Raw genomic sequence first — 26,631 nt, forward strand, 5'->3', positions numbered from 1 at the left:
TGACCGCTCCGGGATAGGATCCGCCGGTGGAAGACGATCTGATGGCCTGGGCGCCCGCGCGGGAGGCCGCGCAGGCTCCCGAGATCGCGCTGCCCGGCTACAGCGGTTTCCGCGTGATCGCCCAGGGCGGCGAGGGCACCATCCACCGGGCCCGCCAGGACGGTCTCGGCCGCGACGTCGCCGTCAAGGTGCTGCAGGTGACCGACTCGGCGACGGTGGCCCGGTTCCGCCGCGAGCTGGCGATCACCGTCGAGCTCGGCCGCCAGCACCCGCACATCGTCACGGTGCTCGACACGGGCACGCTTCCCGACGGCCGTCCATGCATCGTCATGGAGTTCTACGAACGTGGCTCGCTGCACGACCGTTTGCGCGCCATGGGCCCGTTGCCCGTGCAGGACGTGGTGGCTGCGGGCATCGCGGTGGCCGACGCGCTGGCGTTCGCGCACGGCCAGGGCATCCTGCACCGCGACGTGAAGCCGCAGAACGTCCTGGTGCTCCCGACTTCCTACGTGCTGGCCGACTTCGGCATCGCGCGCGGCGCCGACGCCGGCCATTCCGCGTCGCTGCAGATGGTCAGCTACCGGCACGCGGCCCCGCAGATGATCGAGGGCGGCACCCCGTCGTTCGCCGACGACATCTGGTCGCTCGGGTCGACGCTGTTCACGTTGCTGGAGGGCAAGCCGCCGTTCGCGTCGGACAACCCGGACGAGGACACGCTGCTGTCCTACGTCAGCCGGGTGAGCAACGCCGAACCCCGTGCGCTGACCCGGTTCGACGTGCCCGCGTCGCTCGTCGCCGTCATCAACCGCTGCCTGCGCAAGGACCGGGCCGAGCGCTACGGGTCCGCACTGGAGCTGCGCGACGCTCTGATGGCGGTGACCTCCAGCAGCAGCGCCGTGTCCTTTGTCGACCCCGACTCGACGGCGATGCTGGGCGAGCGCGAGGAGTTCTTCCCGGAGGGCCCGACCGAGGCACCCGGCTTCGGCCCCCGCGGCTACGTCCCCGAGCCGGAGCCGGAACCGGAACCGGTGCAGGAACCGGACGATTCCTGGCGGGGCCGCTTGGAGGACCTGACCTACCGCCGGCACGACCTCGTCCCGGCACCGCCGTCTCCCCCGCCTCCGGTCGCGGTGCTGCCGACCGTCGACCTGCCGGAGCCCGAGCCGATGACGGCACCGGCGCGCAAGTCCAAGCGCGGTGGTGTGCTCGCACTGCTGGCCGTGGCCGCGGTGACGGGCGGCGTCATCGCGGGCATGCTGCTCAACCGCCCGGACGACCAGAAGCAGGCCCAACCGCCGGTGACGACGACAACGCTGCCGGTGCCGACGTCGGAGTCGACCGACGCGGGCCCGCCGCCGAACTCCGACCCGAAGTTCGTCCCCGTGCTCAAACGCGCGGAGTACGAGGGCAGGGCGATCCAGCTCGAGTGGAGCGACCCGAGCGACGGCAGGGCCGAGTTCGTGGTGGTCGACGTGACGGGCACCAAGCCGGTCGCGGTGACTCGGGTGACCGGTGGCGGCACGACGTACGTGATCGAGGACGGCGGCGGTTCGCGGCGTTGTTTCCAGATCGCGGCATTCGGTTACAGCGGCGAACGCGGCAGCTCCGCGAAAGTCTGCGCCAACAAGAATTGACGTTCCGAGGCCGCGTTGTTGCGCGTGCACGGACTGGCGTACGGTCCCCCGCGTGCAAAGCGCTCGTTACGCCGGCCCACCGTTGTTCGCCCGTGGACACAACCGCCGAACAGTCGTGGCGCTGGCAGCCATCCCGCTCGTCATCGGGATCGGCATCGGCCTGCTCATCGGCGGCCACCTCGAGCCGTCCTCCCCTGCCGGCACAGGCGCTTCGCCCACACCCCGCACCGAGCCCGTTCAGCTCGAATACAGCGACATGCCCTGCGACCCCGGCTCGTCCGTCCTCGTCCTGCACTCGCTCGAGGGCGCGATGCGGGCGGAGGAGGTCAAGGTGCTGCTCGACTACGAGTCGTTGTGGGTGCGGTACCGGGAGAACGCGGACCCCGCGCTGGGCGACCAGACGGCGTTCCTGAGCAGACGGGACGACGTCTGCTCGGCCATCGTCCCCGACGACACGAGGTTCACCCAGTTCATCTGGATCGGACCGTTCCCGTCGGACGTGGCGCCGCGCCTGTGCGGGGCGTTGCTCAAGGTGACCGGGAAGAACTGCATCCCCGCCCAGGTGGTTCGTTAGCGCGGGTGGTTCGTCAGCGCCGGAACAACGGCCGCGGGTCGACAGCCCACACCACCTTGCGCCACCAGGAAGCCTTGTGCCGCACCGCCTTGCGCACCTGCCGGGCGAGCCGCCAGCTCTGTTCGGCCTTCCCGGGCCGCGGAGCGAACGCCGCCTGGTCCACCAGGACGGCGAGCCGTTGCCCGGCCTCGCCCCAGTCGCGTCCGACGTCCGGCACCGTGCGACTGGGCCTGGGTTTGAGCCCGGCGAGCTGCAGCGAGTCCAGCACCTCGTTCCACGCGCCCACCGGTCCGGCGGACCTCAGCCTCAGCCGCCGCGAAGTCCGTGCCACGTAGAGGGCCACCAGCACCAGCACCGGCGCGAACACCCAGAACGGGAACCCCTGCCGGGCTTCGGGCGCGGCCACCGTGTCGGGCCGCACGGCCGTCGGCTGCACCAGCGGCGGCACGGATGCCAGCGAGGTCGGCGTAGGCTTCGCGGTGGTCGACGCGAGCCGGTTCAGCACCTCGCGCTTCGACGCGGCGCTGGGCCCGCTCCCGTTGCCCGACACCGGATCGAACGCCACCCAGCCCCACCCGCTGAAGTAGACCTCCGGCCAGGCCGTGGCGTCCGCGGCGCGGACGACCCGTTCACCGTTCTGCTCCGGCACTGGCTGGAACCCGACCACCACGCGCGTCGGCAGCCCGACCGCTCGCGCCAGCACCGCGAACGACGACGCGAACTGCTCGGCTGTGCCCGCACCGGCCCCGGACTCGCCCGGCGCCCCGAACAGGAACGTCTCCAGCCGCGCGTAGGACGACCCGACGGGCGCCTCGGCGTCCGGACGGCGGTTGAGCCGCACGACCTGTTCCAGCGCCACGGCCTTCTCGTAGGGCGTGCGCGCGTTGGCCGTCGCCTGCCGCGCGTATTCGGCCAACGTGAACGGCAACCGCGGCAACGCCGTGTACCTCGTCGCGTCCGCCGGAACGCCGGCCTCGGCGAGATCGGCGTCGGCAGGCGTCTCGACGACGCCGCGCACCGTGTAGCTCAGCCCCGTCCTGATGCCCTCGGCGACCACCAGCGACCCGCTGTCGGGATCCACCATGACGTCGCTCAGCGACACGGCCTGCGGCTTGCCGACGCCCGGCAGCCACTCGCCCTGCAACCCGGTGATCGTGAGATCGGCACTGGCGTCCTGGAACTTCCCGCCGGTGGGCAGGTCCGGCGCGTCGACGACCCCCAGCGGCCCGTACGTGGCAGCCGCCTCCCACGACGCGCCCGTGTACCGGCTGAGCGTGACCAACCGCACCGGCACCTCGGGCCCGCGCATCCGGAACAGCTCCGCGTCCCCCTGCGCGGCCCAGGCCGCGAGCTGCGGCAACGGGTTCGCGATGGCGATGTCGGTGACCGGCGGCGTGACGAGCTTGCGGGGCTCGAACCCGTTGGTGGGCAACACGAAAGCCAGCAACGTCAGCGCCGCCAACGCCGTGGCGAGCGCCGCGGGCGGCACGACGGGCCCGCGCCGGTCGATGATCAGCCACCCCAGCGCGAGGAGCACGACGAGGGTGAGCGCGACGAGGCCGTAGCGGTCCGCGCGACCGGTGGTGAGCAGCGCCGCCGACACGTACAGCACGGCCGCGCCGAGCGCGGGTACGAACAAGGCCGTACCGCGCTTGGCCACCGACAGCACCGTCACCGTCGAGACACCGATGATGAGCAGCAGGCCCGGCACCAGCAGCTCGGGCGTCGCCGGGGCGGGGCGGGCTGCCGTGAGCAGCCTGGGAACGGTGTCGAGCAGGACCCAGGTGGGGTCGCGGTCGGGGGACGCGCCCCTGGCGGCGAAGAACCCGCCCGCCATGGCCAGCACCATGACGGCCAGGCCCGCCAGTCCCGCCGGGACCAGCCGGGTCAGCGAGAGCGCTAGGAAGCCGGCGAACGCGGCCAGTCCGAAGTAGACGAACGCGCCGTCCCAGGCCTGGGCGAGCTGGAGGGAGCCGACGAGGAGGACGGCGGAGACCCACGCGTACTTCATCGGCCCACCACAGGTTTCGGGGCTGCGGTGGCGGAAGTCCGCGGGCCGGCCTGGACAGCGGCATTCCGCGCTTGCTCGGCGACGAGTTCCCGCGCGGCGGCCACGCCGCCTGATCCGAGTCCCCGCGCGGCAGCCACCCGAACGACTCCCGGCACCTCCGCACCCCGCGCCTGACCGGCCGCCCAGGCGACTCCCGCCCCGGCACCGCACGTCTGCCCGGCCACCCGCTCGCGGCTCATCGGGCCACCACCGCGTTCCACGAGTCCACCAGGTCCTCCGCCCTGGCCCCGCTGATCACCAGCACCGAGCCCGCCGCCCCCACCGGGCGCTTCTCGTCCACCACCAGCACGGTGCCGAACGCCGCGCGGCCCGCCTCCAGCACCAGGGCCGGTACCGTCCTGCCGCTGATCACGGCCACCACGTCCAGGTCGCGCACCGGCACGGTCGGGCGGCCGTCGGCTTCCCGCAGCTCCAGGTCGGCCAGAGCTGCCAGGACCGGGGCCGCGTCCTGGTTCTCCTCGATGTCGGTGTCCCCTGACGACGTCAGCAGCCGCACCGGGTGACCCTGCTCCAGCGCCGAGGTGACCAGGGAGGCCGCCACCTCGACGGCTTCCTCGAAGCGCTGGTCGTCGGTGTAGGAGGAGGCGTTGTCGTCCAGCAGGACGGCCAGGTGCGGGCGGGCCGGGTCGGCGTCCTCGCGGATCATCAGGGTGCCGGTGCGCGCGGACGTCGCCCAGTGCAGGCGCCTCAGGTCGTCGCCCGGCACGTACTCGCGCAGGCCCACCAGGTCCGTGCCGCCTCGCTCCACCCGTTCGTCGGCGCCCACCTGGCCCCGGCGTGCGCCTGATGGCAGGCCCCGTACCGGCAGCACGCGCGGGACGACCCGCACCTGCACCACCTCGCCGAGGACGGTGCGTGCCTGGGCGAGGCCGGCCAGGCCCCTGCGGCGCAACGTCAGCGGGCCCACGTCGAACACGCCCCGTCGTTCGGTCGGGATCGCGTAGTCGACGGCCTCGACCGTGCCCGGCTCGAGCAGCGGCACGTCCACGGACATGGGCGAGCCCGCCACCATGTCCACGGCGTCCAGCGCGACCGGCCAGCGGCCCACGGCGGACAGCTCGATGCGTCCGCTGCACCGAGCCAGCCGTGGCACGGTGCGCGGGCGGACGGTGCGCGACACCGACAACGGTGACGCGACCAGGACCGAGACCGCGGAGGCGACCACCAGGGCGGTCAGGGCCAGGCCGAACGCCGCCATGCCCGCGTAACGCCACCACAGGCCGACGCCGAGCATCAGCAGGCCCAGCACCGCCGTGCCGGTGCCGCGCACGGTGAGCCTCATTGCGCCGCGGGCTTGGGCACCGCCACGCGCGAGAGCACGTCGGCCAGCACCTCGGACGTCGTCACGCCCGCCAGCACGCTTTCCCGCGTCAGCACCAGGCGGTGGGCCAGCACCGGGTCCGCGATGTCCTGGACGTCCTGCGGCACCACGAAGTGCCTGCCCTTCGACGCCGCGTACACCTGGGCGCACCGGACCAGCGTCCGCAGCCCGCGCGTCGAGGTGCCGAGGCGCAGGCGTTCGTCGGTGCGCGTGCCCGTGCCCAGAGCCGAGACGTAGCGCAGGATCGGGTCGGCCACGTGCAGCAGCTGCAACCGCTCGCTGAACGTGCTCACCTCGCGCGGCGACGTCACCGTGCTCACGTCGGCGACCCTGCCCGCGCCGCTGCCGGGGCGCAGCACGTCGAGCTCGTCCTCGACCGACGGGTAGCCGATCGAGGTGCGCAGCATGAACCTGTCGAGCTGTGCCTCGGGCAGCCGGTACGTGCCGTCGAGGTCGATCGGGTTCTGCGTCGCCACCACCAGGAACGGGTCCGGCACCGCGTGCCCGACGCCGTCGATCGTGACGGTCCGCTCCTCCATGACCTCCAGCAGCGCGGACTGCGTCTTGGCCGCCGCGCGGTTGATCTCGTCGGCCAGCACGACGTTCGCGAACACCGGACCCGGCCGGAACCGGATCTGTCCCGTCTGCGGGTCGTAGACCGAGGTGCCCGTGACGTCGGACGGCAGCAGGTCCGGCGTGAACTGCACGCGCCGCGAGATGCCGCCCAGTGCACCGGCGACGGCGCGCGCCAGCGTCGTCTTGCCCGTGCCGGGGACGTCCTCGAGCAGCACGTGGCCGCCCGCGAACATCGCCACCAGCACCAGGTCGACCACGTCGCGCTTGCCGCGCACGGCGGCCTCGACCGCGTCGCCGAGCCGCGTGTGCAGGTCGCGGAACGCGGAGACCTCACCGGTGTCGATCACTTTTCCTCATCTCCACGACGAACACCGATGCGCAGCAGGAACGCACACGCCAGCAGCCCCAGCCCACCCGCACCCATCGGCGCGGTCTCCGCTCCGGCGGGCACCCTCTGCGGGATGCACGTCGGCTTGTTCGGAAGGCAGCCGTCCTCCAGGTAGGACGCGTTCCTCGCCGCCGAGTCGACCTGACCGGCACCCGAAGCCGCGTACGCACGGACGACGATCGAGTTGACGCCCTCCTCCAGGTCGATCGTCGCCGTGGTGGCGCTGCACGCGATGCCGACCGCGTAGCCGTACGTCTTGTTCACGACCTCGCACCGGCCGTTGTGGCTCGCCCAGTCCGCGGGCGGCGCCATGGTCACCCGGCGCGACGGGACGTTGCGGCCTCCTGAGATGGCGGTGATCACCGCGGCTCCCGCGGTCGGCAACGACGGCGGGGGCGGAGGCGTCGTGGTCGTCGTCGGCGGAGGCGTGTACGGAGGCGGGGTGTTGGGCGGGGGCGTGTTCGGCGGGGGCGTGTTGGGCGGTGGGGTGTTCGGGGGCGGGGTGTTAGGCGGCGGCGTGTTCGGGGCCGTCACCGTGAACGACGCCATGCCCGCGGCACCGGCCTGCGTGGCGGTCGACGCGCGCACCGCCACGTCCAGCCTGCCGCTGGTGCAGAAGCTGGAACCCGTGCACGGCACCGACAGATCAGCCGACGTGCCGGCCGCCTGGGCCGACACCGAACCACCGCTGAACGAGCCGGAACCCGCGACCGTGTAACCGACCACCGGATCGGACGACGTGACCGCGGCCCAGCTCACCGTCACGACCACCGCGGAGGCGGAGCGCGACTTCTCCCGCACCGTCACACCGGCGGGCGCGGCCGGAGCCGCACCACCGGAAGAAGACGAAGGAGGCGCGGACGACGGCGGTGGCGGCGCGACCTCCGTGGTCGGCCCGTTGTTGTTCCCGTTGCCGTTGCCCGGGTTGCGCGGCGGCTTCGTCGGCTCGTTCGGGTTCGGCGGCGGGGGCGGCGGCACCGAAGGCGGCGGCGAGCGGTCCGGGTCCTTCACCGGCAGCTCGGGGCTGCGGATCGTCAGCGAGCGCGTCGCGCCGTCGGTGTCGACCAGCACGCCCGTCGACGAGCCCGGCACGTTCACGAACAACCGGCCGTCGTCGAACACGAGCTCGGGGTCGGACCCGCCGGACGTGCGCACGTCGTCACCACCGCGCCGGCCACCCCGGTCGAGGACGATGACCTTGCCGGACCCCTTGCAGGGCACGTAGACCCTGTCGCGGAACACCGCGGGACGTCCCGGCTTCGGACAGCCCAGGGCACCCACGTCGACGCGCTGCACCTGTCCGTCGACGACGAGCACGACCGCGGACGAGTCGGGCACCGACGCGGGCACCAGGTCCGACGGCGAGGTCTGCGCCGCGATCACCTCGGCATCGGTGCGGTCGGTCGACCTCGACACGTCCTCGCCGGTGCCGTCACGCACCACGACACCGCCGTCGAGACCGATCAGCGTGACACCCTGGTCGTGCGGCACGAGCACCGTGCGGGGCCCGGCGCCGCTGACCTGCCGGTGCGACCGCTCCTGGAACCGCTCCTCGTCGTCGGACCAGTCGAGCGACCGCAACGTGCCGCCGTGGTCGACCAGCCACAGCACGCCGCGCTCGTCCACGACGGCGTCGGCGAGGGGCTGCCCGGCCTGCCACGTCTGCCCGACGTCGGCCAGCGTCAACGGGTCGGCGGTGTGCACGGTGCCGGCCGCGCGGTCGACGACGAACACCATCCCGTTGGACACCAGCACCTTGCTCGTCGCACCGGGCGGCGCCTGGCGGCGGCCGGACGCGAGCAGCGTGGCGAGGTCGATGACGGTGATCTCGCCGGTGCGCCGGTTCAGGACGATCAGCCGGCCGTCCTCCTGCGCGATCTCGAGCTGCGAGTCGGGGCCGCTGATCTGCAGACGCGTCTGCGGCTTGCCCGACACGGGGTTGACCTGCACGACCTCACCGCGCTGGTCGTCACCCAGCCAGGTGAGCCCGTCCGACACCGCGACCGACGTCCGGGAGATGCCCTGCCCGAGCGCGGCGCCCGCGAGCACCAGCACGCCCAGCAGCGCCGCGACGACGCTCGCCGACTCCCGCCCTCCACCGGAGATGACTCGTCCGACCCGGTGCCACCAAGACATTGCGCGCCCCTCCCTCACCCGCCGGGGATGCTAACCCCGGGCTATGACAGCTTCGGACGGCGCACGGTTCCCGGTTCGCCCGGTCAGCCGACTGGCAGACATCAGCGAGAGTAATGACGGGGTCTGACACTTCCGGAAACCGAATGGCTCTGCGCCGAAACGGGTAACGCTGGGATCTGAACAGATCAGCGCCGACGCGTCCGCGCCTGCTCCGCGGGGCGGGCCCGCACCTGAATAAGGTGGTCGTATGGAGATCCCCGGCATGGGACTTGCCAAGCAGGCGCTCGGCGCCGCCCTCGACACGACGGCGGCCGTCGCCGCGGTCCCCAGCCGCGTGCTGAGCCTGATCGGCGAGGTCGAACAGCTCGTCCGCAAGGTCAACGGCACGATCGACGCCGTCGACGGCATCGTGCGGAAGGCGGACGACCTCGTCGAGCGCACGGCCAACGTCGTGACCGACGCCGAGAAGGCCGTCGACCAGGTCCGCGCGATCACGGCGAGCGCGAACGACATCACGGAGCGGGCCGCGCACGTGGTCGCGACGGCCGGCCACACCGCGAAGACGGCCGACGAGCTGATCGGCGTCTACGAACCCCTCGCCAAGCAGGCCCATCCGCTCGCACAGCGGTTCGTGGAGGAGCTTTCGCCGCAGGAGGTCGAGGCGGCGATCAAGCTCATCGACGAGCTGCCGGTGCTCACGGAGCACCTGACCAGCGACATCCTGCCGATCCTCGCCACCCTCGACAAGGTCGGCCCCGAGCTGCACCAGCTGCTCGAGGTCACGAGCGACATGCGCCAGGCGATCCTCGGCATCCCCGGTTTCGGCTTCATGCGCCGCCGTGGCGAGAAGAAAGAGGAAGAAGAAGGTGTGAAGGAGCTCGAGAACGGGTAACCCGGCCGATATGACGGCCCACGCGCGCGAAGATCAACTCACCTGGTGGCTGCTCACCAGCGTTTTCGGCCTGCTGTCCGCGACGAACGCCGGTCTGGCGATCACGGAACACACGACCTGGCCCTACGCGCTCGCGGCGCTACTGCTCGCCGCGAGCGCGTGGTGTGCCAGACAGGCGCTCAGACCCTCCCCGTCCGCTGGTGCGTCACGTTCGACGGTGGTCCGAACCGGAAGGGCCGCACCCGAAAGGTCGCCGCTTTCTCGTCTGGGAGTGTGATCAACCCGAACGAGGTGACGTCCGGGTCGAGCTGCGCCGCGACCCGCCAGTCATGCGCGCCTGGGGGCTTGAGCTCGATCAGGTAACCCTCCTCGTCCGACGCGCGGTCCTCCCAGGTGAAGAGGATCCCGTTGGCGTGCTTCACCTCGAACGCGAACTTCCCCGGTGCCGCCTCGGGTGAGGCCACCGGATGCGTCCCACCGCCACCCCTCCGCGGTTCCGCCCACGCGTGGCCGTCCGTGTCCGGAACCTCGTCACCGGGTGGCAGCGTGATGTCCGCCGTGGCCGACGCGGGCCCGTTGAAGGGCCGGACCCGGTAGTAGAACCGCGTCTCCGGGATCAGGTCCGGGTGCCGGTAGGAGTCCCTGCCCGGCGGGGCGAACTCCAGGACCACGTAGTCGCCGTCGGCGGCGTTCGCGTACTCGACGACCTGCCCGGCCACCCCCGCCTCCGGACGCCAGTGCAGCGTCACGTCGATCGGCGAGGTCAGCTCGGACGTCAGCACGGGGTCCCGCTGTTCCTGGCCGCAGGCAGCCAGGAACAGCAGTCCCACCATCGTGAGCCGTCGGATCACTTGCGCCAGAACTTGACGTTGCTCCAGACGACCGTGGCAGGTCCCTGGCCGCTGGACGTCCGGTACGCGCCGAACTTGTCGTAGAAGCTCGACCCGTTGCTCGCGTACTTGTGCTTCTGCGAACCGTTGATGTAGGTGCGGATCTCGGTGGCCGTGTTGTGCACGGTGTTGACGCGCACCGTCGTGCCCACGGTCGCTCCGGTCGCGACGGTCGTGCCGCCGTGGACGGCGTAGAGCCGCCCACCGCGTTCCACCGCGAGCATGTAGAACGGGCCCGTGTCGGGCGACTCCCGGAACGTCTGCTTGAGACTGATGCGGGTGCCTCCGAGACTCGTGATCCGGAAGCTGCCCTCGAACTGCCGCGTGCCGCCCGAGTAGGTGGCGTACCGGCGTTCGGCGCGCTGGTCACCGTCCGCGGTGGAACAGGTGAGCCGGAACGTCAGGTCGTTCACCGTGCCGCAGCCGCGCTCCTGCACCGTGAACGACGGTGAGTAGCTGGTCCACGGACCGGTTTCGACCTGGGCCTGTGCGGGCGAGCCCGACACGAGCAGACCGGTTGCCGCGGCGATCCCCGCGATGGTGCGGAGTCGTGTGGACATACCGATACCTCCTCAAGACGTGCTGAGGACAGCACGTTTTCTCAGGGGGCGGTAGCGGCACTGTATCGGATAATGATCGGGTGTTCGACCTCCATCGTCTGCGACTGCTGCGCGAACTGTCCCGGAGAGGGACGCTCGCGGCCGTCGCGCAGGCGTTGAACTACAGCCCGTCGTCGGTGTCGCAGCAGCTGTCGTTGCTGGAGAACGAGGTCGGCGTGCCTCTGCTGGAACCGGTCGGCAGGCGCGTGAAGCTCACGCCGCAGGCCGAGATCCTGGTGCGGCACACCGAGGAGGTCCTCGCCCGGCTGGAGCAGGCGGAGTCGGAGGTCGCCGCGTCGTTGCACGAGGTCACCGGCACGCTGCGGGTGGCGACGTTCCAGACGGCGGCGCTGGCGCTGATCCCGGCGACGCTGGCGCGCATGAGGGACGAGCACCCGTCGCTGCGGATCGAGTTCCAGGTGCTCGACCCCGCGGAAGCGCTCTCGGCGTTGAACGCCAGGGACTTCGACCTCGTCTTCGCGGAGGAGTGGCCCGACCAGCCGGAGGCCCGGTTCACCGGTCTCGACTACCGGGAACTGTACCGGGACCCGATCCGGTTGGCCGTCCCCCGTGGACTCCCCGTGGGCGAGATCGGCTCCTACCCGTGGATCATGGAACCCGCCGGCTACCCGCAGCGGACGTTCAACGTGCACTGGTGCCGCCACAACGGTTTCGAGCCGGACGTGCGCTTCTCCTCGATGGACGTGCTGGTGAAGCTGCGGTTCGTGGAACGCGATCTCGCGGTCGCCCTGTTGCCGGATCTGGTCTGGTACGACCGCGAGATCACCGTCGACCTGCACGAGCTGCCGGTGCCGATGTCCCGGCTGCTGTTCACCGCGGCACGGGCAGGACGAGGTCAGCATCCGGCTGTGCGGGCGTTTCGGGAGGCGCTGGCGCTTTCCGTAGCGCCGCTCCGACCCCGGCTGTGATGACCATGGCCATGCCGCACAACGAGACCACGCCAGGGTGCTGGCCCAGCAGGATCGCGCCGGCCAGCGCCGCGGCGGCCGGTTCGAGCGCGAGCACGACCCCGAACGTGCTGGGCTGCAACGTCTTGAGCGCCCTGATCTCCAGCGTGTAGGGGATCGCGGACGCGAGCAGCGCGACCAGCGTGCCGAGCAGGAGGATCTTCGGCTCGAACAACGCGGCACCGGCCGTCGACAACCCGTAGGGCAACGTCAGCGCCGCCGAGATCAGGCTCGCGCCGGCGAGTCCACCGGTGCCGAGCCCGGCGGTGGCCAGTCTCCGCCCGGCGAGGATGTAGGCGGCCCAGAACACGGCCGCGATCAACGCGAGCGCCACCCCGATCAGGTCGAGCTTCGCGCCCGTGTACTCGCGCACGCCCAGGACGACGACGCCCGCGAGCGCCAGCGCGACCCAGACGAAGTCCCTCGCCCTCCTGCTGAGCACCGCCGCCAGCCCGAGAGGCCCGAGGAACTCGATCGTCACGGCCACGCCGAGCGGGATCCGGTCGAGCGCCAGGTAGAACGTGCCGTTCATGCCGGCCATGGTCATCCCGAGCACGAGCGTCTCCTGCCGGAACTTCGGCCGTACGACCACGGCGAGCATCAACGCCGCGATGCCGAGCCGCAGCGCCGTCGCACCGGGCGCGCCGATCTGCCCGAAGAGCTGGTTGGCGAAGGCCGCGCCGAACTGCAGTGAGACGACCGAGGCGAGGACGAGGAGGACCGGCATGCGTACAGCCTCGTTGACCGGGTCCCTTCGGTACAGCGGACGTTTTCGAGCGGTATCGGTCGGTTCTTCCGAACATTTAGACTGACCGGTGCGATGAGACGCAAACCCTCCTCCCCCCTCCCCCAGCGCAACGGCCTGGACGCGGCCCGGTTGAAGCTGCCCCCTGAAGGCCCGTGGCTGCTCCTGCGCGACCACCTGGTCGAACGGCTGCCCCGCGTGGCCTCGGAGCGCATCGTCGAGATGCTGCGCGAGGAGCGGATCTGGAGCGTGGCCGGTCCGTTGGGGATAGACGCGCCGTTCGTGCCGGACAGCTACATCTGGTTCCACCGCGACCTGCCGGTCGAGGTGCCCGTCCCGTTCGAGGTCGGAGTCGTCCACCAGGACGACGACATCGTGGTCGCCGACAAGCCGCACTTCCTGGCCACCATCCCGCGCGGCCGGCACATCATGCAGACCGCGCTGGTGAAGCTGCGCGACTCGCTGGGCCTGCCCGACCTCTCCCCGGCGCACCGCCTGGACCGCGTCACGGCCGGCCTCGTGCTGTTCGTGGTGCGCCGTGAGCTGCGCGGCAAGTACCAGACGATGTTCCGCGACAGGGTGGTGTCCAAGGAGTACGAGGCGATCGCCCCGTACGCACCCTCGCTGGAGCTGCCGCGGGTCGTGCGGTCGCGGATCATGAAGGAACGCGGCATCATCACCGCGTTCGAGACCGACGGCGAGCCGAACGCCGAGACGCACGTGTCCCTCGTGGAGCACCGCGACGGACTGGGCCGCTACCGCCTGAGGCCGTTGACCGGCCGCACGCACCAGCTCCGCCTGCACATGTCCGGCCTCGGCGTGCCGATCCTGAACGACGACTTCTACCCGGTGCTGCAGGAGCGTCCGCTCGACGACTTCTCGTCACCGTTGCAGCTGCTGGCCCGCACGCTGTCCTTTGTGGACCCGGTGTCGGGCGTCGAGCGCTCCTTCACCTCACGGCTGAGGTTGTCCGCCTGGTCATGACACGTGCGTGCGCACGGTCCCGATCGGCTGAGGCTCCCAGATCGCGCTCATCCGCTCGTGCAACCTCCGCGCCAACGCGCTCATCTTCGGATGGGTCTCGGTGAACGTCGCCACGACCCGCGTCCGGTACAGCAGGCGGCCACGCGCCGTCGTGCTGTACCAGAACCAGTCCTCGTCGACGACCCTGGCGAGGTGGTCGCGGCCGTCCCGGTCGGAGCGCTGCACCAGCGCGTTCCCGTCCACCAGCCACCGCACGCAGGCTTCTTCGAGGCCCGCGGTGTACCCGCGCTCCTCGAAGTAGGCCTGCTCGGCGGCTTCCCGCAGCTCGCGGGGCGTCTCCGTGACGGTCGCGCAGGTCGGGAAGCCGATGCGGAGGTACACGAGCTCGGTGAGGCCGTCGCCGAGCATCGCGCCCTCGAGGTCGACGAACCGGGCGCCCCGCTCGGTGTACATGTCGTTGCCGGGGCACGGGTCGCCGTGCAGCAGGTCGAACTTCCCGGTGTCCTCGAACGCCAGCTCGTCCTCGGCATCGCCGATCTCGACGTCGAGAGCCCGCACGAGCCGCAGGAACGGCGCCGGGTCCGGGACCTCCTGGCGTGGCAGGACGCCGGCGTGCTCGGGGCCGGTGGCGCTGTGCAGACGGGCCAGGCCGCGGGCGTAGTCGACGACCCAGTCCTCGGTGAACGGGTCGGAGCGCAGCCGTTCGAGCACCACGGTCCGGGTGTCGCGGTCGACGTCGAGGACGCGCGGAACCATCCCGGTGTGCTCGGCGAGCTTCAGCGCGGTGACCTCGCGCTCGAACGCCGCCTGGTCACCGATGACCTGCTTGACGATCCGGTCGCCGTCGGCCCAGACGCGGGACCGCCGGCCGCTTTCGAGGAGCTCCACCCCACCAGTATTCGCGGCCGGTGGGGTGGAGACCATCCTCAGGCGAGCGTGAGCGCGTACAGCTCCACCCGCGGATCGTTCGGCAGCGTCACCGAACGGACCGTCTTCGTCGCGTCGAGGCGCAACGACTGGCCGAACAACCGCACCGGCGGCCCGTCCACGCCCTGGCCCGCCTTGATGCGGTGCGGCATCTCCAGCACGGCCGAACCGCCGCCGGCCCAGTCCGCCACCGTCGCCGCGACCTCCGCCGAGGTGCCGTCGTTGTACCAGACGGTGAAGGCGGTCGACACCGGGCCGTTGTGCGACGAACCCACGACGTGCAGCCACGAGAACTGGCCGGGCGGCAACAGCATGCCCTGGCCCCGTGCCTCCACGAAGTTCGGCGCCGTGCCGGTCGGGTCCGGCGCCTGGTAGGTGATGCCGCCCCACGTCACGGGTCCCTTGGCCGGCAGCAGCGCGGCGTCGTAGCTCCAGCCGCCGCCGTCGAAGTCGCCGGACGCGGAGTCCGCGACCGTGGCCGTGCCGTCGTGGTTGAGCTCCGGCGTCACGTCCACCGAACACGTCGAGAACGCGCACAACGCGGCCGGTTTGACCTCGACCACCGCCTTGAGCCGAACCGACTCGACCTTCACCGAGACCTCGTACGAGCCCGGCGCCACTCCGGCGGGCATCGACACCGTGAGAGGCACGGTCTTCTGCGTCGGCAGGTGCCGCGACACGATGGTGATCGGCTTGGCGCCGCTCACCTTCCAGCCCGCGGGAGCGGACACCTCGGGCCGCACGGTCGTCGCACCGGGCGACTGGGCCAGCACGTCCATCTGCAGCGTGAACGACTGCGCGGTGTCCGAGGCCGGCACCACTATCTCGGAGTTGCGCAACGACGCGGAGAGCGCCCGGCGCGAGTCCGCGTTGCCGTCGTTCAGCGACGGCGGCTCGTCCGAACGGCCGGTGCCCCACGACGACGGCTTCGAGGACACCTCGTGGGTGAGCTTTCCGCCGCGTTGCAACGAGGTCCAGGTCAGGTAGGTCTTGCGGACGTCACGACCGCCGAAGGACACGTTCTTGATGTACCGGTTGGTGTCCGACACGCCCTTCGCCGACACGGTCAGCGTGCCGCCCTGGGAGCCGTACTGTCCGATCCGGACAGTGGCGGACTCGAACTGCGGCGAGGACAACGCGAGGAAGTCCGCGCCGTTGAACGTCGGGTACAGGCCCAGCGACGAGAAGACGTACCAGGCCGACATCGTGCCCAGGTCGTCGTTGCCGGTCATGCCGTCCGGTCCCGTGGTGAACAACGTCATCGCCGCCCGCACGACCGTCGCGGTCTTCGACGGCGTGCCCGACCACAGGTACATGTACGGCGCGAGCAGGTCGGGCTCGTTGTTCGGGTTGTAGGTCGGCTTGCCGTAGTAGTCGTACGGCTCGGTGATCCAGTCCTGCCGGGCGGTGCCGGCGGGGTCGACGAGCAGCTTGTCGTAGGCGAAGAACGAGTCGAGGCGCTTCTCCGTCTCCTTGCGGCCGCCCATCAGCGACACCAGGCCGGCCGGGTCCTGCGGCACGAGCCACTGGTACTGGTAGGCGCCGCCCTCGTGGAACTGGTGCGAGGCGTCGACGGGGTTGTACGGCGTCAGCCAGGTGCCGGCGGCGGTGCGCGGCCGGAACTGGCCGATCGACGAGTCCCAGAGGTTGCGGTACCACTGGCCGCGGTCGGCGAACATGCGGGCGTCGGCCCGCTTGCCCAGTCCCTTGGCCATCAACGCGAGCGAGGCGTCGGCCGCCGAGTACTCCAGCGTGGCCGAGGCCGGGTGCACGCAGTCGTTGTCGCCGCCCTTGTGCGCGCAGTCCTCGCCCAGCTCCAGGCCGGACGGGATGTAGCCGCGGTCCTGGTAGTAGGTGACACCGGACCGCCCGTTGTACGGCGAGTCGGCGGGAGGCAACGACGTGGCGTTGGTGCGCAGGAGCTGGTACGTCTCCTCCTCGAACCCCTTCAGCAGCCCCTTCGACCAGGCCTCGACGAGGAACGGCGTCACCGGGTCACCGGTCATGATGTTGGTCTCGGAGGAGGCCAGCGCCCAGCGCGGCAGCCACCCGCCGTCCCGTCCACTGGCCACGACGGACAGTGCGACGTCACGGGCGACCTTGGGTTCGAGGATCTGCAACAGCTGGTTCTGCGGCCTGTACGTGTCCCAGAGCGAGAAGTTCTGGTACGGCGTGTAGCCAGAGGCCGTGCGCACCTTGTTGTCGAAGCCCATGTACTTGCCGTCGACGTCACCGGCGAGGTTCGGGTGCAGCACCGAGTGGTAGAGCGCGGTGTAGAACGCGACCTGCCGTTCCCGAGGCCCACCGGCCACCTTCACGGCGTCCAGCTGCTTCTTCCACACGTCCTTCGCGGCCGCCGTGACCGAGTCGAAGTCGTAGGAGGGAGCCTCCGCCGCGAGGTTCTTCCGCGCACCGTCGAGCCCGGTGTAGGACAGGCCGACCTTCAGCACGACATCGCGGTCGGCCGAAGCGTCGAACGTGACCCAGGCACCGTTCCCACCCGTACCGGCAGCATCCCGGCTCCCCGGCGTGGGAGCGCTCCCCCGCCACGACCCGAACGACGCGAAGGGCCGGTCGAACGACGCCGTGAAGTAGACGGTGTGCTCGTCCTTGCCCGCGCAGAACCGGCCGTTGCGCACCCGCCCCTCGATGGTCCGGTCACCGACGACGTGGATCTCCGAGTCCAGCACCGTCTGGTTGGACCGCCCGGTGTTGAACAGGACGTTGGCCGCGCCCGAAGACGGGAACGTGTACCGCTGCCACCCGGTCCGCTGCGTGGCGGTGACCTCGGCGTTCACCCCGTACTTCGACAGCCCGACCCGGTAGTACCCGGGCTGCGCGGTTTCGTCCGAATGGCTGAACTCGGACTTGTAAGCGTTGATGTCAACGTTGTCAACGGACCCGACTGTCGGCATGACCGGCAGCTCGCCCATGACGCCGCAGCCCACGCCCGACAGGTGCGTCTGCGAGAACCCGTAGATGGAGGTGGCCTTGTAGTCGTACCCGCCCTGACCTCCCGTATCAGGGCTGACCTGCACCATTCCGAACGGCACCGAGGCACCGGGAAAGGTGTTGCCGAAGTTCTGCGTCCCCACGAAGGGGTTCACCAGGGAAGAAGGTTCCTCCCCCGCCGGAGCCGCCTGAGCCCCTTGCGCAGGGACTGTCAACCCTAGTAACAGTCCGACTACAACCAGTGTCCGCATAGGGGGCAGTATCGCCGGAACACCGCCGTCCCGACACCCCCTTCAGTGGTCGGCAACGCGCGCACCGGTGTCGGTCGTCTCGATAAGCCGCCGACCCCAGGACAAGGGCACGGCTCCTGGAGTAAGCAGGAGACATGCCCGTACAGCTCAACCACACCATCGTCCACGCGACCGACCAAGAGCGCTCAGCCCGCTTCCTGACCACCCTCCTGGGCCTGCCGGACGCAACCCGCTTCGGCCCGTTCACCGTGGTGGAAGTGGCGAACGGCGTCTCCCTCGACTACATGACGGTGAGCGGCCCGATCACCGGCCAGCACTACGCGTTCCTGGTGACGGAGGAGGAGTTCGACCAGATCTTCAACCGCATCAAGGAACAGGGAATCGATCACTGGGCAGACCCGTACAAGTCGAAGCCGCAGCAGATCAACACCCACGACGGCGGCCGAGGCGTGTACTGGAACGACCCGGACGGCCACGCACTGGAGATCATCACGCGCCCGTACGGCTCAGGCTCGGAAGCTTGACGGCGAGCACCGCGCCCGGACAGCGGGAGACGCCAACACCAACGCCGCGAAGGTGAGAGCGATACCACCAAGCGGACGCCGACACTCGGCAGAACAGGTCTAGACCCTTGACTGGTCTGGACCACCGATGCCAACCTCAGCACTGTTTCACATCCAGGATTCCTCGGATGAGACAAGACTCCAGGAGTGGGTGACCTTGCTGAAAAAACGCATCTTGGCGTCTCTCGCGGCAGGTGTGGTGGCGGCTTCCCTGGCCGTCATCGCGCCGACCGCGTCCTCACAGGCAGAAGTGTCCGCGCAGGCCTGCACCTTCACGGACTGGGTTCAGGGTCAGTGGTACACCACCGGCTCGATCGTGAGATTCGAAGGCAACTACTACATCGCCGAGCACGACAACCCGGGCTACAGCCCGACGGTCTCCACCTGGTACTGGGAGCCGACGAGCTGTGACGGTGGCGGCGGAGGTGGCGGCGGCGGCACCTGCGGCAGCGCCACCGACTGGGTTGCCGGACGGCAGTACTACACCGGCAACATCGTGCGGTACAACGGTTCCTACTACATCGCCGAGCACGACAACCCCGGTTACGACCCGACGGTCTCCACCTGGTTCTGGGAACCGCACAACTGCGGTGGTGGCGATCCCGGCAACGGGAGCTTCCCCATCAGCGAGGCCCAGTTCAACCAGCTGTTCCAGGGCCGCAACAGCTTCTACAGCTACCAGGGCTTCGTCGAGGCGGCACGCACGATCCCCGCGTTCGGCACGACCGGCAGCGACACGGTGAAGAAGCAGGAAGTCGCGGCGTTCCTCGCGAACGCGTCGCACGAGACCGGTGGCTTCGTCTACATCGAAGAGATCAACAAGAACAACGACCTCTGCGATGAGAGCCAGTGGTACGGCTGCCCCGCCGGCACCTACGCCTACTACGGCCGTGGTCCGATCCAGCTGTCGTGGAACTTCAACTACAAGGCCGCGGGTGACTACCTGGGTCTCGACCTGCTGGGCAACCCGTGGCAGGTGGCGCAGAACTCCACGACCGCGTGGCGGACGGCGATCTGGTACTGGATGACGCAGCGCGGCCCCGGCACCATGACGCCGCACGACGCGATGGTCAACTCGCGCGGGTTCGGCGAGACGATCCGCAGCATCAACGGATCGCTGGAGTGCAACGGTGGCAACCCCGGTCAGGTGCAGAGCCGCGTCTCGAAGTACCAGCAGATCACGGGAGCCATCGGCGTCACGCCCGGTGGGAACCTGTCCTGCTAGTGGCCCTGCCGGGACTTGAGCTGTCCTGGTCCGGCATCGGTTTCACTGCGGGACCATGGAGCTCAACGACCTGCTGCACGAGCTGAACGATCAGCGCAGGACCTTCCGCGTCACCATGCGGGGTCTGACCACCGCGGACGCGGTGAAGCGCACGACCGTCAGCGAGCTCACGCTGGGTGGGTTGCTCAAGCACCTCACCTGGTGTGAGCGGGCCTGGACCCACGTCCTGACCTCGCAGCCGGGCCGTCCGCGAGGGTGGCTCGACGGCAGCCAGTACGTGTGGAACGGCAACGACTTCGGGCAGTTGCTCGAGTCCTACGACGAAGCGGTGCGCGCGACCGACGAGGCCGTGCGCACCGCTTCGCTCGATGAACTGGTGGCGCTGCCGCCCGCGCCGTGGGATCCGGCTCCGGAACCGATGTCCATCCGGCGGATCGTGCTCCACCTGATCCGGGAGACCGCGCAGCACGCGGGCCACGCCGACATCCTCCGGGAGACGCTGGACGGTCAGTCGACCACGGCGACCCTGTACGAGTTCTAGGCCGCGAGCTGTTCCTTCACCTGGGCGAGCGACGGGTTGGTGAGCGCCGCGCCGTTCGGGAAGTGGACCGTGGGCACCGTGCGGTTGCCGCCGTTCACGCTCATCACGAAGTCCGCCGCACCGGGCGTCTCCTCGATGTTGATCTCGACGTACTCGATGCCCTCGCGGTCGAGCGAGCTCTTCAGGATCCGGCAGTAGCCGCACCACGAGGTCGAGTAGACGGTCAGCTGGTCGGGAGCCATCAGGCGCTCTCCTCATCGAGGTCGGTCGAAGGTCATCAGTGTCAACGCCCGGTGGGTGGCACTTCTTCCCAGGGTGCCGCTGTGCCCCGCGCCACTGGGCCGCACCGATCGTCAGACAAACGTCAGGTCAATTCATCTCGTCGTGGACGAGCATTGGTTCGCGCACGCCACGAAACTTCTGGCGTGCACTTCGTCGTGGATTCACGTGAGCACTACCGACTATTTCAGTCACCCAATCGGCGGCCCGTCACCACGGAGGGTTTCCGATATCGTCTCAATTCCGCCGCCGCTACCGGGTGTGCAGAACAGAAAGGCTGGTCATGCTGAAAACGGTAGCGGCTGCTGCCCTCGTGCTGTCCGCGGTCCTGGCCGCGCCGGCAGCGCAGGCAGCTGCTGATGTTCCCGATTTCGTGACGATCGACGTCGTCACGGTGAACGGTTCAGGCTGTCCCGCCGGCACCGCGGCGGTCGCGGCCGCCGACGACCGCACGGCGTTCACGGTCACGTACAGCCAGTACCTCGCCCAGGCAGGTCAGGGTGCGGCACCCACAGACTTCCGCAAGAACTGCCAGCTCAACATCAGAGTGAGCTACCCGCAGGGCTTCACGTTCGGCATCGCCCAGGCCGACTACCGCGGCTTCGCGAACCTGCAGGCCGGAGCCACCGGAACAGAAAAGGGCAACTACTACTTCCAGGGCATGTCCCAAACGGCGAGCCGCACCCACAACTTCTCCGGGCCGAAGAGCGACAACTGGCAGGCGACCGACCGCAGCCAGGTGTCGGAAATCATCTACGCCCCGTGCGGGGAAATCAGGCACCTGAACGTCAACACCGAACTTCGCGTGAACGCGGGAACCGCGTCGAAGCTGAACAGCTTCATGACGATGGATTCCACGGACGGCAGCGTGAGCACCAAGTACCAGTTCTCCTGGAAGCGCTGCTGACACCTCGGCACCCTCTACCGCCGCCTGTTCATCGTTGATCCCCAGACGGAAAGGTGCCCCATGCTCACCACCCTGGCCGCTGCCGCGCTCGCGATGTCGACGATCATCATCCCGCCAGGAGGCGCCCCCGGCGACGTTCCCCCGCCGGACCACATCACCATCGACGTCGTGACGGTCAACGGCTCCGGCTGCCCCGCGGGAACGGCCGCCGTCGCCGTGAGTCCGGACAACAAGGCGTTCACCGTCACCTACAGCCAGTTCATGGCGCAGGTCGGCCCCCAGGCCCTGCCCACCGACTTCCGCAAGAACTGCCAGCTGAACCTCCGCGTCAACGTGCCGTCCGGCTTCACCTACGGCATCTCGTCGACCGACTACCGCGGCTTCGCGCACCTCGAACGCGGCGCCACGGCCCTGGAGAAGGCGAACTACTACTTCCAGGGCATGTCGCAGACGGAGTACAAGCAGCACAACTACAAGGGCCCGTTCAGCGACGACTGGCAGGCGACCGACACGACCGACGTGGCCGCGATCGTCTACCACCCGTGCGGCGAGAAGCGGAACTTCAACATCAACACGGAGCTGCGCGTCAGCGCGGGCACGTCGGACCCGAAGAAGCTGACCAGCTTCATCGCGATGGACTCGACGGACGGGTCGATCGAGACGACCTACCACTTCGCGTGGAAGGTCTGCACGTCCAAGCCGTAGTACCGGCCAGGTGCCGGGCATTCCGCTCACGGGGTGCCCGGCACGCCCTTCGCGCTGGGAGACCGGTCAGATCAGGAACCGGTACGCCGTCGACCCCGGCTCCACGTGCTGGATCTTGAGCGGGGACTCCTTCATCCGGCCCCACAGCAGGTCGTAGTCCTCGCGCCGCCCCATCTCGATGCACACCAGCGCGGCGCCGGTCTCCCGGTTGTCCCGCTTCATGTACTCGAACTGCACGATGTCGTCGTCCTTGCCGAGCACGTCGTCGAGGAACCGCCGCAGCGCGCCCGGCTCCTGCGGGAACTCCACCAGGAACCAGTGCTTCAGGCCGCGGTGGATCATCGAGCGCTCGACGATCTCGGCGTAGCGGGAGACGTCGTTGTTGCCGCCCGAGAGCAGGCACACGACCGTCGAGTCCGGCGACACGGAGATCTCCTCCAGCAGCGCGGCCGAGGCCAGCGCGCCCGCGGGCTCCGCGATGATGCCGTCGATCTGGTACAGCTCCAGCATCTCGGTGCAGACGGCGCCCTCCGACACGGTCAGCAGCTCCGCGCCGCTGTCGCGCACCATCGGGTACGTGAACTCGCCCGCGCGGCGGACCGCGGCGCCGTCGACGAACGAGTCGACCTCGGGCAGCGTCACCGGGCCGCCCGCCTGCATGGCGGCGATCATGCTGGCCGCGCCGGCCGGTTCGACGCCGATGATGCGGGTGCGCGGGAAGCGTTCCCTGAACCACGTGCCGACGCCGGAGAGCAGGCCGCCGCCTCCGACGGGCACCACGACCACGTCGGGCGCGCCGCCGAGCTGCTGGACGATCTCCAGGCCCACCGTGCCCTGGCCCGCGACCGTGCGCGGGTCGTCGAAGGCCGGGACGAGGGTCGCGCCCGTGGTCTGCGCGTACTCCTTCGCCAGCGCCGCGGCGTCGTCGTAGGTGTCGCCGTCGACGACCAGCTGCACCATGCCCTGGCCGAGGGCGTGGATGCGGTCGCGTTTCTGGCGCGGGGTGGTGCGGGGGACGTGCACGCGGCCCTCGATGCCCAGGCGGCGGCAGGCGTAGGCCATGCCCTGGCCGTGGTTGCCGGCCGAGGCGCAGACGGCGCCGCCGAAGGCGAACTCGGTCTGGCAGAGCAGGTTGAACGCCCCGCGCAGCTTGTACGAGCGGCCCACCTGGAGGTCCTCGCGCTTGAGCCACACGCGGGCGCCGGTCCGCTCGGACAGCCGCTGGTTCACCTCGAGCGGCGTCGTGCGCGCGACTCCGCCCAGCCGGGCTGCGGCGGCGGACACCTCATCAGCGAAGGACATGTCAATACATCTTCCGTGAACGACTCGGGTCTGGCACGCGTACCCCTAAAGGACAGGGGAGGTGCCTGTGTTTCGCCTTGTGGGCGTGATAGTGCTGCTCATGATGTTCTCCGTGGTCCCCGCGCACGCCCACGGCGCGCCCAGCGACCCCGCGAGCAGGGCTTATCTGTGTTCGCCAGGTCAGCCCACAGCATCATCCCCGCCCTGCCGCGGCGCCATCTCGGCGGGGTTGCCGTCCAAGGAGTGGGACAACATCCGGCTGGCGGACGTGGCGGGCAGGGACGCGGCGCGGGTTCCCGACGGCAAGCTGTGCAGCGCCGGGATCCCCGGGTACGCCGGTCTCGACCTGCCCTCGGCGCAGTGGCCGGCGACGAAGCTCAAGAGCACCGCCTTCACCTACCGGGCGACGATCCCGCACCAGGGCTCGTTCCGCTTCTACGCGACCCGCGCGGGCTACTCGCCGGCTCGACCGCTGCGGTGGGCCGATCTGGAGCAGTTCCTGACCGTGCCGTCTCCCCCGCTCGTCAACGGCGCCTACGAGTTCAAGGTGCAGCTGCCGAAGGACCGGACCGGGCGGCACCTGATCTACACGGTCTGGCAGAACACGGACACCCCCGACACCTACTACTCGTGCACGGACGTGGAGATCGCGGCACCAGCCGCGGCGCAAGCACCGGCACCACCTCAAACACGCACACCGGCCGCGGAAACCGCTTCCCAGAAACCCTCCGCACCGGCGTCGAGCATCCCGCGACCCGTTCCCGTCGCGTCGAGCGCCGAACAGCCTCCCTCCACCACGACGAGGTTCGGCATGGCGGCCGTCGTCGGAGCTCTGGGCGGCCTGATCGCGCTGGGCGGGATCGTGTTGTGGCGCAGAAGAATTCTGTGAACGTCCCGGTCCCCATCAGGTCTAGACCACCCTTACGATGATCTTCGGGCGCGCAACCCAGCGAAACGAAGGTGTGCCTGAATGGCTCGTAAACTGTTGGCATTGCTGGCTTTGGTCGCCGCAACGCTCGTCCCGGTCGGTGTCCCGGCACCGGCGCAGGCCGCTCCCTTCAAGGTTCTGGCCTTCTACAACGGCACGTGGGACGCGGCGCACATCGCGTTCGTCAAGGAGGCCAACCCCTGGCTGACCCGTGCCGGCCAGGAGAACGGCTTCACCTACGAGGCGACGACGGACTGGAACCGCCTCAACACCCTCACCCCCGCACAGGCGCAGGTCGTGGTCTTCCTCGACGACGCTCCCACCGGGGCCGCCGCACGCACGGGCTTCCAGCGGTACATGGAGGCAGGCGGCGGGTTCTTCGGCTTCCACGTGAGCGCGTTCACCCAGAACGCGAACGAGTGGTCCTGGTACCACAACACGTTCCTGGCCAAGGGGAACTTCGTCAGCAACACGTGGGGACCGACCACGGCGGTGCTGAAGGTGGAGACCCGTGACCACCCGTCGACCGCACGGCTGCCCGAGAAGTTCACCTCCGCGGTGAGCGAGTGGTACAGCTGGGACCGCGACCTGCGGCAGAACCCGAGCATCCAGGTGCTGGCGAGCGTCGACCCGTCGAGCTTCCCGCTCGGCACCGACCCGAACCAGCAGTGGCGCAGCGGGTACTACCCGATCATGTGGACCAACAGGAACTTCAAGATGGTCTACGCGAACTTCGGCCACAACGCGATGGACTACGCGGCCAACAAGCCGTTGTCGTCGACCTTCGCGAGCGCGACGCAGAACACGTTCCTCATCGACAGCCTGCTCTGGCTCGGCGGTGGCGGCACTCCCCCGCCGCAGGGCGAGTGGAAGGCGGTCACCAACCGCGGCAACGGCAAGTGCGTCGACGCCAAGGCCGCGGGTGTCGCCAACGGCACCGTCATCCAGCAGTACACCTGCAACGGGACCACGGCGCAGAACTTCCGCGCGGTGGCGACGACTGACGGCTACTCGCGCCTCGAGTACCGCAACGACCCGCTGAAGGTGCTGGACGTGAGTGACGTGTCCACGGCGGACGGTGCCGGCATCCACCTGTGGGACTACGTGGGCGGCACCAACCAGCAGTGGCGCGTCACCACCGGGTCCGACGGCTACTCGACCCTGACGGCACGCCACTCGGGCAAGTGCCTGAGCGCGCCCGCCGGGTCGGCTGACGGCGTGCAGCTGGTCCAGGCGACCTGCACCGGCTCGGCGGCTCAGTCGTTCCGGCTGGGCTGAGGCCAGGTCACGGTCACGCGTTCCCCCGGTCTCCTGCTCGTGGAGGCCGGGTGGGACGTGGCCAGGAAGCCGTACATGTCGTTGAGCTGGTGCAACGCCTGCACCGCGTCCCGCCACACCGGGCAGGGCCACGCGCGGTGGTGCCCGTACCAGGTGCGGCACGACTTGCACCGGTGCCGCTCGTTCGGCTCGTGCACCCGCAGCAACCCCCGCCACCACGGCAGGGCGTCGCGCAGCCGCTCACGCAGCTCGACGACCTCGTGGGGCGGCGAGTCCGGTCGCGCGAGCTGGTCCATGGTCTCGTAGACGACGTCGATCACGGCCCGGTGGAAGGCACCCTGTCGTTCAGCCAGCGCCATGTCCCAGATCCTCCGCGAGGTGGTGGACGGGTGGACTGACGTGACTGTCCCCGGTCGCGCGGACGCCCTCCGCTGTTGAGACAGGCACGGTGGGAGTCTATGTTGGGCAAAGGCGGGGTTTCAACTGGCGAAAATCCCGGCACCCCGGAGAGCATTTCCGTGGGTGGAGACGACGACTGGCGCAGGGGGCCTGGTGATGGCGGGGGAACGGTCCCTGGCTGACAGGCTCAACCAGCTCTTCGCCCTGTACACGGCCCGGTCGGGGCAGGAGTACAGCAACGAGCACGTCGCGGCGGCCATCGCGGACACCGGCGTCACGATCTCCCAGAGCTACATCTGGCAGCTGCGCAAGGGCAAGAAGGACAACCCGACGTTCAAGCACCTGCAGGCACTGGCAGGCTTCTTCGGTGTGCCCGTGAGCTACTTCTTCGACGACGAGGTCACCGACCGCGTCGACGAGCAGCTGAAGTCGTTGCAGGACCAGCAGAGCAGGCTCGACGAGATCGCCTCCGGCAGCGACGCGCAGCTGATGGCGATGCGCGCGGGCGAGCTCTCGCCGGACCGCCGCCGTCTCGTCATGGAGCTGCTCGACGTCGTCTACCGGCAGGAACAGGCCGAACGCGGCGAGGGATGACC

General features: G+C 69.8%; 25 protein-coding genes. 13 read left to right on the top strand and 12 right to left on the bottom strand.

Annotated elements, in window-relative coordinates; all coding sequences use genetic code 11:
* Nucleotides 1-26: 26 nt before the first annotated feature.
* Entirely contained in the window at nt 27-1,634 is a 1,608-nt protein-coding gene (locus tag VM306_RS39770; RefSeq protein WP_325524526.1) for a serine/threonine-protein kinase, read from the top strand.
* A 52-nt stretch (nt 1,635-1,686) separates the two neighbouring features.
* Nucleotides 1,687-2,208: a hypothetical protein gene (locus VM306_RS39775; RefSeq protein WP_325524528.1), complete on the top strand. Its 522-nt coding sequence runs from the start codon at nt 1,687-1,689 to the stop codon at nt 2,206-2,208.
* 13 nt (nt 2,209-2,221) lie between these two features.
* Here the strand turns inward: VM306_RS39775 and VM306_RS39780 are convergent, their stop codons facing one another.
* From VM306_RS39780 to VM306_RS39795, 4 genes are all read right to left on the bottom strand, one after another.
* Entirely contained in the window at nt 2,222-4,219 is a 1,998-nt protein-coding gene (locus VM306_RS39780) for a transglutaminase domain-containing protein (protein ID WP_325524530.1), read from the bottom strand.
* A gap of 235 nt (nt 4,220-4,454) precedes the next feature.
* On the bottom strand, nt 4,455-5,561 hold the full coding sequence (locus tag VM306_RS39785; protein WP_325524532.1) for a DUF58 domain-containing protein: 1,107 nt from the start codon (nt 5,559-5,561) through the stop codon (nt 4,455-4,457).
* Nucleotides 5,558-6,523 carry a MoxR family ATPase gene (locus VM306_RS39790; RefSeq protein WP_325524534.1) on the bottom strand — a complete coding sequence of 322 codons (966 nt, stop codon included), beginning with the start codon at nt 6,521-6,523 and terminating at the stop codon, nt 5,558-5,560. Before VM306_RS39790 ends, VM306_RS39785 begins: the two co-directional genes overlap by 4 nt.
* On the bottom strand, nt 6,520-8,700 hold the full coding sequence (locus VM306_RS39795) for a hypothetical protein (RefSeq protein ID WP_325524536.1): 2,181 nt from the start codon (nt 8,698-8,700) through the stop codon (nt 6,520-6,522). The genes VM306_RS39790 and VM306_RS39795 overlap by 4 nt, the downstream gene beginning before the upstream one ends.
* A 247-nt stretch (nt 8,701-8,947) precedes the next feature.
* Here VM306_RS39795 and VM306_RS39800 point away from each other — a divergent pair, with 247 nt between their 5' ends.
* The gene (locus tag VM306_RS39800) at nt 8,948-9,592 is read left to right on the top strand and encodes a hypothetical protein (RefSeq protein WP_325524537.1); all 645 of its coding nucleotides are present in this window, start codon (nt 8,948-8,950) and stop codon (nt 9,590-9,592) included.
* 179 nt (nt 9,593-9,771) lie between these two features.
* Here VM306_RS39800 and VM306_RS39805 read toward each other — a convergent pair whose 3' ends face one another.
* Nucleotides 9,772-10,443 (bottom strand): fibronectin type III domain-containing protein, encoded by a 672-nt coding sequence (locus VM306_RS39805; RefSeq protein ID WP_325524539.1) that lies wholly within the window; start codon nt 10,441-10,443, stop codon nt 9,772-9,774.
* Complete coding sequence (locus VM306_RS39810) at nt 10,440-11,042, bottom strand: hypothetical protein (RefSeq protein WP_325524542.1); 603 nt, start codon at nt 11,040-11,042, stop codon at nt 10,440-10,442. The genes VM306_RS39805 and VM306_RS39810 overlap by 4 nt, the downstream gene beginning before the upstream one ends.
* Before the next feature lie 80 nt (nt 11,043-11,122).
* On the opposite strand from VM306_RS39810, the gene VM306_RS39815 reads away from it, so the two are divergent.
* Nucleotides 11,123-12,010 (top strand): LysR family transcriptional regulator, encoded by an 888-nt coding sequence (locus VM306_RS39815; protein ID WP_325524545.1) that lies wholly within the window; start codon nt 11,123-11,125, stop codon nt 12,008-12,010.
* Here VM306_RS39815 and VM306_RS39820 read toward each other — a convergent pair.
* Nucleotides 11,913-12,776 carry an EamA family transporter gene (locus VM306_RS39820; protein WP_325524547.1) on the bottom strand — a complete coding sequence of 288 codons (864 nt, stop codon included), beginning with the start codon at nt 12,774-12,776 and terminating at the stop codon, nt 11,913-11,915. The genes VM306_RS39815 and VM306_RS39820 overlap by 98 nt on opposite strands.
* Before the next feature lie 93 nt (nt 12,777-12,869).
* On the opposite strand from VM306_RS39820, the gene VM306_RS39825 reads away from it, so the two are divergent.
* On the top strand, nt 12,870-13,778 hold the full coding sequence (locus VM306_RS39825; RefSeq protein WP_325524550.1) for an RluA family pseudouridine synthase: 909 nt from the start codon (nt 12,870-12,872) through the stop codon (nt 13,776-13,778).
* On the opposite strand, the gene VM306_RS39830 is transcribed toward VM306_RS39825, so the two are convergent.
* Together VM306_RS39830 and VM306_RS39835 are read right to left on the bottom strand one after the other, a co-directional pair.
* Nucleotides 13,773-14,666: a phosphotransferase gene (locus VM306_RS39830; RefSeq protein ID WP_325524552.1), complete on the bottom strand. Its 894-nt coding sequence runs from the start codon at nt 14,664-14,666 to the stop codon at nt 13,773-13,775. The two genes, VM306_RS39825 and VM306_RS39830, sit on opposite strands and share 6 nt — an antisense overlap.
* A gap of 38 nt (nt 14,667-14,704) precedes the next feature.
* Entirely contained in the window at nt 14,705-17,908 is a 3,204-nt protein-coding gene (locus VM306_RS39835; protein WP_325524554.1) for a GH92 family glycosyl hydrolase, read from the bottom strand.
* A gap of 134 nt (nt 17,909-18,042) precedes the next feature.
* On the opposite strand from VM306_RS39835, the gene VM306_RS39840 reads away from it, so the two are divergent.
* From VM306_RS39840 to VM306_RS39850, 3 genes are all read left to right on the top strand, one after another.
* A complete protein-coding gene (locus VM306_RS39840) occupies nt 18,043-18,432 on the top strand; it encodes a VOC family protein (RefSeq protein ID WP_325524557.1) in 390 nt (129 codons plus the stop codon).
* Between the two features lie 355 nt (nt 18,433-18,787).
* Nucleotides 18,788-19,696, top strand: coding sequence for a glycoside hydrolase family 19 protein (locus VM306_RS39845; protein ID WP_414672508.1), 909 nt, complete (start codon nt 18,788-18,790; stop codon nt 19,694-19,696).
* 55 nt (nt 19,697-19,751) lie between these two features.
* Nucleotides 19,752-20,237: a DinB family protein gene (locus tag VM306_RS39850; RefSeq protein ID WP_325524560.1), complete on the top strand. Its 486-nt coding sequence runs from the start codon at nt 19,752-19,754 to the stop codon at nt 20,235-20,237.
* On the opposite strand, the gene VM306_RS39855 is transcribed toward VM306_RS39850, so the two are convergent.
* Nucleotides 20,234-20,479, bottom strand: a complete 246-nt coding sequence (locus tag VM306_RS39855; protein WP_089919660.1) for a mycoredoxin — start codon at nt 20,477-20,479, stop codon at nt 20,234-20,236. The genes VM306_RS39850 and VM306_RS39855 overlap by 4 nt on opposite strands.
* Nucleotides 20,480-20,799: 320 nt before the next feature.
* Between VM306_RS39855 and VM306_RS39860 the strand changes: the two genes are divergently transcribed.
* Both VM306_RS39860 and VM306_RS39865 read left to right on the top strand, forming a co-directional pair.
* Entirely contained in the window at nt 20,800-21,423 is a 624-nt protein-coding gene (locus tag VM306_RS39860; protein WP_325524564.1) for a DUF4360 domain-containing protein, read from the top strand.
* 60 nt (nt 21,424-21,483) lie between these two features.
* Nucleotides 21,484-22,128 carry a DUF4360 domain-containing protein gene (locus VM306_RS39865; RefSeq protein ID WP_325524567.1) on the top strand — a complete coding sequence of 215 codons (645 nt, stop codon included), beginning with the start codon at nt 21,484-21,486 and terminating at the stop codon, nt 22,126-22,128.
* A gap of 66 nt (nt 22,129-22,194) precedes the next feature.
* Here VM306_RS39865 and ilvA read toward each other — a convergent pair whose 3' ends face one another.
* Nucleotides 22,195-23,430, bottom strand: coding sequence for a threonine ammonia-lyase IlvA (gene ilvA, locus VM306_RS39870; protein ID WP_325524569.1), 1,236 nt, complete (start codon nt 23,428-23,430; stop codon nt 22,195-22,197).
* A gap of 100 nt (nt 23,431-23,530) precedes the next feature.
* Here ilvA and VM306_RS39875 point away from each other — a divergent pair, with 100 nt between their 5' ends.
* Nucleotides 23,531-24,319: a lytic polysaccharide monooxygenase gene (locus VM306_RS39875; RefSeq protein ID WP_325524571.1), complete on the top strand. Its 789-nt coding sequence runs from the start codon at nt 23,531-23,533 to the stop codon at nt 24,317-24,319.
* 81 nt (nt 24,320-24,400) lie between these two features.
* Complete coding sequence (locus VM306_RS39880; RefSeq protein WP_325524573.1) at nt 24,401-25,636, top strand: ThuA domain-containing protein; 1,236 nt, start codon at nt 24,401-24,403, stop codon at nt 25,634-25,636.
* On the opposite strand, the gene VM306_RS39885 is transcribed toward VM306_RS39880, so the two are convergent.
* Nucleotides 25,615-25,995 carry a hypothetical protein gene (locus tag VM306_RS39885; protein ID WP_325524576.1) on the bottom strand — a complete coding sequence of 127 codons (381 nt, stop codon included), beginning with the start codon at nt 25,993-25,995 and terminating at the stop codon, nt 25,615-25,617. The two genes, VM306_RS39880 and VM306_RS39885, sit on opposite strands and share 22 nt — an antisense overlap.
* Before the next feature lie 163 nt (nt 25,996-26,158).
* Between VM306_RS39885 and VM306_RS39890 the strand changes: the two genes are divergently transcribed.
* Nucleotides 26,159-26,629, top strand: a complete 471-nt coding sequence (locus VM306_RS39890; protein ID WP_325524580.1) for a helix-turn-helix domain-containing protein — start codon at nt 26,159-26,161, stop codon at nt 26,627-26,629.
* Nucleotides 26,630-26,631: the final 2 nt, after the last annotated feature.

This window comes from Lentzea sp., assembly GCF_035525475.1.
Taxonomy (GTDB): domain Bacteria; phylum Actinomycetota; class Actinomycetes; order Mycobacteriales; family Pseudonocardiaceae; genus Lentzea.

What these genes read in the sequence shown, in the direction of transcription:
- VM306_RS39780 (WP_325524530.1), bottom strand. Translation starts at nt 4,219, where the DNA reads ATGAAGTACGCGTGGGTCTCCGCCGTCCTCCTCGTCGGCTCCCTCCAG.
- VM306_RS39785 (WP_325524532.1), bottom strand. Translation starts at nt 5,561, where the DNA reads ATGAGGCTCACCGTGCGCGGCACCGGCACGGCGGTGCTGGGCCTGCTG.
- VM306_RS39795 (WP_325524536.1), bottom strand. Translation starts at nt 8,700, where the DNA reads ATGTCTTGGTGGCACCGGGTCGGACGAGTCATCTCCGGTGGAGGGCGG.
- VM306_RS39800 (WP_325524537.1), top strand. Translation starts at nt 8,948, where the DNA reads ATGGAGATCCCCGGCATGGGACTTGCCAAGCAGGCGCTCGGCGCCGCC.
- VM306_RS39810 (WP_325524542.1), bottom strand. Translation starts at nt 11,042, where the DNA reads ATGTCCACACGACTCCGCACCATCGCGGGGATCGCCGCGGCAACCGGT.
- VM306_RS39820 (WP_325524547.1), bottom strand. Translation starts at nt 12,776, where the DNA reads ATGCCGGTCCTCCTCGTCCTCGCCTCGGTCGTCTCACTGCAGTTCGGC.
- VM306_RS39825 (WP_325524550.1), top strand. Translation starts at nt 12,870, where the DNA reads ATGAGACGCAAACCCTCCTCCCCCCTCCCCCAGCGCAACGGCCTGGAC.
- VM306_RS39835 (WP_325524554.1), bottom strand. Translation starts at nt 17,908, where the DNA reads ATGCGGACACTGGTTGTAGTCGGACTGTTACTAGGGTTGACAGTCCCT.
- VM306_RS39840 (WP_325524557.1), top strand. Translation starts at nt 18,043, where the DNA reads ATGCCCGTACAGCTCAACCACACCATCGTCCACGCGACCGACCAAGAG.
- VM306_RS39850 (WP_325524560.1), top strand. Translation starts at nt 19,752, where the DNA reads ATGGAGCTCAACGACCTGCTGCACGAGCTGAACGATCAGCGCAGGACC.
- VM306_RS39855 (WP_089919660.1), bottom strand. Translation starts at nt 20,479, where the DNA reads ATGGCTCCCGACCAGCTGACCGTCTACTCGACCTCGTGGTGCGGCTAC.
- VM306_RS39860 (WP_325524564.1), top strand. Translation starts at nt 20,800, where the DNA reads ATGCTGAAAACGGTAGCGGCTGCTGCCCTCGTGCTGTCCGCGGTCCTG.
- VM306_RS39865 (WP_325524567.1), top strand. Translation starts at nt 21,484, where the DNA reads ATGCTCACCACCCTGGCCGCTGCCGCGCTCGCGATGTCGACGATCATC.
- ilvA (WP_325524569.1), bottom strand. Translation starts at nt 23,430, where the DNA reads ATGTCCTTCGCTGATGAGGTGTCCGCCGCCGCAGCCCGGCTGGGCGGA.
- VM306_RS39875 (WP_325524571.1), top strand. Translation starts at nt 23,531, where the DNA reads ATGATGTTCTCCGTGGTCCCCGCGCACGCCCACGGCGCGCCCAGCGAC.
- VM306_RS39880 (WP_325524573.1), top strand. Translation starts at nt 24,401, where the DNA reads ATGGCTCGTAAACTGTTGGCATTGCTGGCTTTGGTCGCCGCAACGCTC.
- VM306_RS39885 (WP_325524576.1), bottom strand. Translation starts at nt 25,995, where the DNA reads ATGGCGCTGGCTGAACGACAGGGTGCCTTCCACCGGGCCGTGATCGAC.